7 protein-coding genes and 3 pseudogenes are annotated in these 7,042 nt (G+C 42.3%); 2 read left to right on the forward strand and 8 right to left on the reverse strand.

Annotated features, from left to right (window positions below; translation table 11 throughout):
* Nucleotides 1-181, forward strand: a pseudogene (locus BM213_RS13710) (IS1634 family transposase); the annotation flags it as partial.
* Nucleotides 182-419: 238 nt separating this feature from the next.
* On the opposite strand, the gene BM213_RS13715 reads toward BM213_RS13710, so the two are convergent.
* The 8 genes and pseudogenes from BM213_RS13715 to BM213_RS13740 all read right to left on the reverse strand — a co-directional run bounded on the left by BM213_RS13715 (nucleotide 420) and on the right by BM213_RS13740 (nucleotide 6,427).
* Nucleotides 420-947 (reverse strand): hypothetical protein, encoded by a 528-nt coding sequence (locus BM213_RS13715; protein ID WP_091705067.1) that lies wholly within the window; start codon nucleotides 945-947, stop codon nucleotides 420-422.
* Between the two features lie 6 nt (nucleotides 948-953).
* On the reverse strand, nucleotides 954-1,538 hold the full coding sequence (locus BM213_RS13720) for a ComF family protein (RefSeq protein WP_091705070.1): 585 nt from the start codon (nucleotides 1,536-1,538) through the stop codon (nucleotides 954-956).
* A gap of 514 nt (nucleotides 1,539-2,052) precedes the next feature.
* Nucleotides 2,053-2,469 (reverse strand): annotated as a pseudogene (locus BM213_RS13725) (ferritin-like domain-containing protein).
* 164 nt (nucleotides 2,470-2,633) lie between these two features.
* Nucleotides 2,634-3,272, reverse strand: a complete 639-nt coding sequence (locus BM213_RS15335; RefSeq protein WP_425265935.1) for a DinB/UmuC family translesion DNA polymerase — start codon at nucleotides 3,270-3,272, stop codon at nucleotides 2,634-2,636.
* The gene (locus tag BM213_RS15340; RefSeq protein WP_425265936.1) at nucleotides 3,260-3,880 is read right to left on the reverse strand and encodes a Y-family DNA polymerase; all 621 of its coding nucleotides are present in this window, start codon (nucleotides 3,878-3,880) and stop codon (nucleotides 3,260-3,262) included. Before BM213_RS15340 ends, BM213_RS15335 begins: the two co-directional genes overlap by 13 nt.
* A 266-nt stretch (nucleotides 3,881-4,146) precedes the next feature.
* Nucleotides 4,147-4,293 (reverse strand): hypothetical protein, encoded by a 147-nt coding sequence (locus BM213_RS14750; protein ID WP_164970131.1) that lies wholly within the window; start codon nucleotides 4,291-4,293, stop codon nucleotides 4,147-4,149.
* A 121-nt stretch (nucleotides 4,294-4,414) separates the two neighbouring features.
* On the reverse strand, nucleotides 4,415-6,091 hold the full coding sequence (locus BM213_RS13735; protein WP_091705073.1) for an ABC1 kinase family protein: 1,677 nt from the start codon (nucleotides 6,089-6,091) through the stop codon (nucleotides 4,415-4,417).
* A gap of 42 nt (nucleotides 6,092-6,133) precedes the next feature.
* Complete coding sequence (locus BM213_RS13740) at nucleotides 6,134-6,427, reverse strand: phasin family protein (RefSeq protein WP_091705075.1); 294 nt, start codon at nucleotides 6,425-6,427, stop codon at nucleotides 6,134-6,136.
* 353 nt (nucleotides 6,428-6,780) lie between these two features.
* Here BM213_RS13740 and BM213_RS13745 point away from each other — a divergent pair.
* Nucleotides 6,781-7,042: pseudogene (locus BM213_RS13745) on the forward strand (IS701 family transposase); the annotation flags it as partial.

A 7,042-nucleotide genomic window follows, 5' to 3' on the forward strand; every position in this document is an offset into this window, starting at 1 on the left:
GGGAGGCCGGAAACTGACCCGACCGACCGGACAAGCGATTTTTCAATTGTTTTGGTATGTCAGAGTCGTCCTGTTGGAACTGCCGGATGGACGAATTCAACGCGCGTTAGGTCAACCGCTCACGTACGAGCAGCGAAGGATTCTGCAAGGATTAGGGATGGACGAGAGCATTTACGTCTAATGGGATAAAGAACGACCAAAGATGGTAAAAAAAGGATACCATCGCTTTTGGTGTTGGTTTAAAAGTTATTCTAAAAAACTGAATAAAAAATCCTTTTGTTCCGCCCTACCAAGGTGCGAAATATGAGTAAATATTAATATTTGTATGGCGATTACGGGGGAGGCGCAAGAAAGCCCCCGTCTTTAGACAAGGGGATGAATAGCGAATAGTGCCTGGCACTGTTCGCTATTTTAACAATTCAAAACAGCTTTAACTGCTCTGAAGCACGCATGAGCTCATGAAGTTTTGTGGAAATAGGGGGATTGCCGGTGTCTATCATCATCCGAATGTCACCCACATCTTTAACTGTGTAAAATTGTTTAGCAGGGATAAAGTATACTAATACTTTTTTGTTTAGCTTGGCAAGATTGATCATGTTGTTTAACGTTCCTTTACTTTGCCCGTTCCAAATCATAAAACCGTAGTCTGCATCCTTCGCCATCTCTATATCTTTGGCTGCGTAGTAATCAAATCCTTTTTTTGTTGGTTCAACATTCACCTTCTCTACTTCCCATTGTCCGATATTATTTCTTGCTCTTCCATTTGTTGCATAAACTTTAACATTTCGATAATTCACCGAATGTAAAAACTTTTGTACTTGCTTATCGACTCCATTTGCATCTCCGACCAAAACAGTGAAATTGTTGTTTATAATGTTGGACAATCTTTCTTTTACTTGTTTATTCAAAACAGATACTGCTCGTGGTCCCGCGACAAATACTTTCATTTCAATTCACCTTCTTGTTTTTGTTATTGTGAGGACGTATACATTTTTAACATTCTCATCTGTTTTTAACACTCTCACAGTTTCATGCAATGTTGCTCCGCTGGAGTATAAATCGTCTACAACTAATATATTGACCAATTTTAAAAATCTTTTTTTTCGCACAATCGACCCTGATATTTCTGATTTATCAAATTTATTTAGATTTTTGGCTTGAGCTGCATTTGTTTTTTCTAATATGTCATTATATGAAGGTACACGTAAATAGTCCGCAATCTGTTTGCTTAGTTCAAAAACAGGTTGAAATGTTCTGTTACGGTTAGATGGGGGTACTGGGAGAACTACGTCTACTTCCTTTATGGCATTCCAACGAGAAATAAATTGGGTGATCAGGCTTATTATTTCAGCTAACTTCTCCCTATCTTGATTATACTTAAATTGATACAATAACTCACCTAAATAACTTCTAGTTGTTTGAAAGCGATTGTGCCCCCATTCATCTATACCGATGAATTCGCTTGCAATTGAATGATAATCTAGGGCATACCCTTCTTTCCAAATACCAACCAACCGAATAGGGTTGATTTTGCGCAACAAGCTTCCCTCCCACTTTCTCGTTTTAAATATTTTTTCGACAATAGCTGTCAGATTCCTTGTACAATTTTGTGAAAATATGAAAAATAAAACCGGAATTTTTCTTAATGCTGTGGAAAAGTGTCAAGCTATAATTTGAATTTAGAAATAACAAAGAAGGAACACGATACTTACATAAACTGTTTTTAAACGTTGCTTAAATTTTCACTTCGCTGGCAATGATGTGTTCAGTAATTTCTATGTTTCTTCATTCGAGGAAATACAAAAATTGGATTATGAAATAGTGAACAATGAGATCGAAGCGTAAATGTTGCTGAAAAGGCGTTAGGAGATCATGGGTTTTGAGTTGTAAAAATTTCATTAAACCCAACGTCCACGGATGACATTATATCTCATATTTCACATTCTCTCGGCAAAAATCGAGAGGATTTTTTGTTCTGGTGTTGAACGAGTTTAGAAATTTTGAAATGATTGAAATACTAATTTTCACCAAAAACGCCCATGATAACGATCATCAGGCTTTGGAAAAATAGTATAAAAACCAAACGGCGTGATTTTGTTCATCCGCCGCTGCTCGGCGAAATACTTCTTTTATATACGAGCTGGTCGTGTAATCTGTAATTTCTAAATAAAAATCCACTGTTCGCTGTTCATCTTGCGAAGCAAATTCTAGCCCATTTACATAAACATCTGGGCATTCTTCAATAATCTTCGGTTGAGGACGTTTTCCGGTTAGACTGACGTAAATATACTCAAATTGTTGAAAATGTTTGATCTCATCCTGCCGAATTTCAAGAATTTATTTTCGCACGTTTTCTTTTGCTGCCAAATCAGCCAATTTGGCATAACAATGAATCGCACTATACTCTCCGTTAATGGCTTTTTCAAGGTCTTTAATGAACCTTGCATCGTTGTATAAATAAGAATCCATGATGAAAGCCCTCCCATTTTTTCTCATTCGTAATATCCTATGAGCCATTAACGGATGGGATGCATGTTCATAATTTATTATGGTAAATTCCCCTGCAATATGACAGGCTCATGCGAAAATCTTGTGCGCTGTCATGTGATCATTTTATTTTGTTTATTTTGTTGCTAGTTCTCTTTTTCTAACAAGGAGGCACCTTTTTGAATCGCTGCGTCGCCGAATTTTTTTCGGAGCTTCTCTACCGTTTTCCATAACGCTTCGGTTTTCGCTTCTTCCTCATAATGGAATAAGTCGAGCTGTTTGACGGCTTCTTTGCGATCAAAGACGTCAAGAGCGGTAATGCCAAGTAATCTGACTGGATCTCCGTTCCAATGTTTTTTCAATAAATACACCGCATAGCGAAAAATCTCTTCCGTGTCTTGAAACGGGTTGTCCCACGTTTTGCTGCGAGTGATCGTTTGGAAGTTGTGATAGCGAATCGTCAGTTGGATGGTTGTAGACACCACCCGCTTCTGTTTCATTCGTACGCTGACGGACTCCGCGAGTTCACGGAGTACTTGAAACAAAACATGTTCTTCTGTTACATCGTATGGAAGCGTTGTGGAGTTGCCGACTGATTTCCACTTCTCCCTCGCTTCTGGATCAACCGGACTACGATCAATGCCATTTGCCCGCTCTTTCAAACGAAGGCCATAAATGCCAAGCTTTTGTTGGAGTGCTGCTTCTTCGGCTTTTGCTAAGTCGCCAATGGTTGTAATCCCTATCGTATTTAGCTTTTCGGCGGTTTTGTCGCCTACTCCATGCATCTGCCCAACCGGCAGTGGCCATAATAGGCGTTGGAATGCATCTGCCCAACCGGCAGTGGCCATAATAGGCGTTGGACGTCGCGTTTGCGCAAGACAGTAATTCCGAGCGGCTTTTTCATTTCACTTGCCATTTTCGCTAAAAACTTGTTCGGCGCAATGCCGATGCTTACAGGGATGCCGATCGTTTCAAGCAATTCACGCTGAATTTGTTCGGCTAATGCAAGCGGATGCTGGGATGATGCCATTTCTGTGACATCTAAATAGCCTTCATCGATAGAAGCGCGCTCAAGAAGCGGAGAAATATGTTGTAAAAATGCGAACACTTGCTGGCTCATTTCGCGATAAAGCGAAAAATTCGGTTTCCGCACAACAAGGGATGGGCATTTTTTCTTCGCTTCCCATAGTGGCATAGTAGTATAGATGCCAAAGCGTTGCTTAGCAATATAATTAGCCGCTAGAACAATCCCTCTCCGTTCTTTCGGATCGCCCGCTACGACGACCGCTTCGTCTTTCAGCGACGGATCACGCGCCACCTCGCAGCTCGCGAAAAAAGAATTGCAGTCAATATGAAAAATAATACGTCCATGTTTTCCATTCGCCGCTTGCATACCTATTCCCCTTCTCTCGGCTTGTTTCTCTCTTTTATTTTACTTGATTCCCCATTTTTGTAATATGTTTCTTACTCAAGAAACCGAGCTTATTTAGTGGATCAACGCAAGAAAAGCTCCTGCGGAAGCAGAAAAGATGACGACAAGCCAAAGCAGGCACTTCCAGACGGTCAATAAACCAAAGGAAGCTAACGCAAGATAGAAATCAGCTGGAGTTTGAATCTTCTGTTCCCCTTCTTGAATTTAGTTGTGCCCAAGGCGATTCTTTATCCAATAATCCGCACGAGTTCTTGCGCACATTCATAATGATTTTTGGTCGCTTGGGCGATATGGTTCCCTGTTTCAATAATAGCGAGAGGAAGAACGAACGTTGCCTCTTGGCGCTCTTCTTCCATCAGCAAACCGTCCCACATGTTTATAGTCCCTTTTGTTTTCTTCGCCGCCGCACGTTTCTTTGCCAGGGACTTGCAGCCAGCAACACAAAAAAATCACCCACTTCCACTGACGTTATTCAGTAAGTGGGTGGAGTTCCATTCAAAACTTCCCCGATCTAAAAATTGAATATAAAAGCCAGCAAAACATTAAGGTAGCGACGAAAAAGCCAATTTCGATGGCCGGGATTTTCCACAATAATGTCGATTGTCTGCCCATCGACGAGCCAATGATGATGCCGACCATAATGATGCTGAAGGAAAGCAAAACGATGCTAAACGATAAGCGGTTACTGATTTGGTCTAATTTTCTTAATAGAAAATCCAAGTCAGGGATGCCGATCTCTAGGCGCACTTTCCCTTGTTTCATCAGCCTCGTTAATTCTTTTACATTTTTCGGGAGATCCACGAACAGTTCACCGTAATCGGAAAGGCGTTTCCATGCCATTTCCGCTACGTTTTTCGGACGCAGCCGTTCCTTTAGCAGTTGGCGACCAAACGGTTCGGCAATGTCGGTAATGCTAAAGTCGGGATCCAATTTTTCCACGACCCCTTCCATCGTCAGCAGCGCCTTCCCTAATAACGTTAAATCGCTCGGGATGCGGATCGAGTGGCGGAATGCAACGTGAAGCAAATCCTGAACCGCTTCGCCGAGGCTGACTTGGCTCAACGGGATATGATAATATTTTTCCCTTAATTTCTCGATATCTTCGCGCAGCTGGCTTACATCTACACCATCCGGCACCAAGCCCATATCCCCGATCGTTTTCATGATCCCATCGGTGCTTTGGCGCATCAAAGCGATCATGAAGGACGATAAATGATATTTCATTTCTGAAGTGATTCGTCCCACCATGCCGAAATCAATGAACGCAATCACGTTTCCTGGCAAGGCTAACACATTTCCCGGATGGGGATCGCCATGAAAAAAGCCTTTCATAAAAATTTGCTGGAACATTCCCTTTGCCAGCCGCTCCGCGAGAATTTTTAAGTTATAGCCGCGTTGCTTCAGCCGCTCAAGTTCCCCTAGTTTGACGCCTTCCACATATTCCATCGTCAGCACTTTTTTTGTTGAATAGTCCCAAAACACTTTTGGCACATAAATCGTCGGATCGCTTTGAAACTGTTTGGAAAATTTCTCGGCATTGCGCGCTTCCACGGTGTAATCGAGCTCTAGGCGAAGCGATTTCGATAGTTCGTCCAATATATCCCGCATCTGATATTGCGCCGCCCACGCCAAGCGGCGTTCCGCGAGCACGGTCAAATCTTGAAGAATTTCCAAATCCGTTTCCATGATTGATGCGATATGCGGACGCTGAATTTTCACCGCCACTTTTTCGCCGGAATGAAGGACCGCCCGATGAACTTGTCCGATCGAGGCAGCGGCAAGCGGAACTTCCTCAAAAGAATGGAAAATATGATCCAGTTCCTCCCCCAACTCCTCCTCGATAATGCGGCGAACATCGGTAAACGAAAAAGGAGGGACTTGATCTTGCAATTTTTCCAGTTCACGAATAATTTGTTCTGGAATTAAATCGGGGCGCGTACTGGCCAGCTGGCCTAGTTTCACGAAGGTTGGTCCTAATTCTTCAAGCACAAGGCGGATGCGCTCGCCAATCGTTTTTTCATTCCTCTCCTTTTTGTCCACACGCAGCCGTTGCGGAAGGGAAAGAAGCTGGGAAAAACCGATTTCTTCGACCACTATTTCAAAGCCATGGCGGAGCAAAGCGACAGCGATATCGCGATAACGGCTCATATGGCGCATTCTTTTTCCAATCATCCGTCCATCTCCTTTAATGGCCATATGGGCGGCCCCGTTTGATTACTGGTCTTCTTTTTCTTCTAAACGGCGGATTCGTTGCTCTAATTGTTGTAGCTCGTCTTTCGTTACTAAATCGAATTTATCGATCACTTGTTTGATCTGTTCGCGCACGATACGTTGCAATTCCGCTTTTCTTTCTTCTGTTTGCTGCTTCCACAGGTCGATAACATCCTTCGATTCTTCAAGCGACAATTCCCCTTTTTTCACCAATTCATCAATTAGCTTTTCTACCTGTTCTTTGCTCGCTAACGCCAATCCGAGTCCAAACGCTAGCCCTTTTTTAAGAATGCTCATAATGACTACGGCCTCCTTCAAGTTTTTATATCATGATATCACTTTCACAACTTTGTGTCGAGCTCTTTTTCCTTCAGGTTAATGAAGTTGTGTTCACTTTTAACTTCTAGCGCAATGTTTTACAATAACATTAGCAGCTTATTAAAATGGTCAGAGGGAAGGTTATGGATATCCGAATTCAATTGGAACAGGTACTTGCGGAATGTGAACGTTTAAGAAAAGAAAACGAAGATTTAACTGTAGATGAGCAAATTTACTAACATAAATTTACAACCAAAAAAAAAGAAGACATGAACCCGATTCCTTGGTTAGAATAGATGTGCCACAACTATCCACAAGGGGGTTCATGTCTCATGAATAGATTAGCACATCACCAAGGAATCCACAAGTTTTTGACGATGTTGGGGTTGGCACTTTATTTCTCAAAACCTGTCATGAAGCATCTCGTTCATATCGTGGATGCGATGATTACAAAGGGCTTTTCGGGAACGCTGACCGATCTACATCATGGGAGTTTTCATCCGAACCATCGCACGACACTGAGCCATTTTTTCACGAAAAGCCCATGGGAGGAAGAGACGCTGCTTCGCAAACTCCAGCAGTGGGTGCTTCATC

This window comes from Anoxybacillus pushchinoensis, assembly GCF_900111795.1.
Classification (GTDB): Bacteria; Bacillota; Bacilli; order Bacillales; family Anoxybacillaceae; genus Anoxybacillus; species Anoxybacillus pushchinoensis.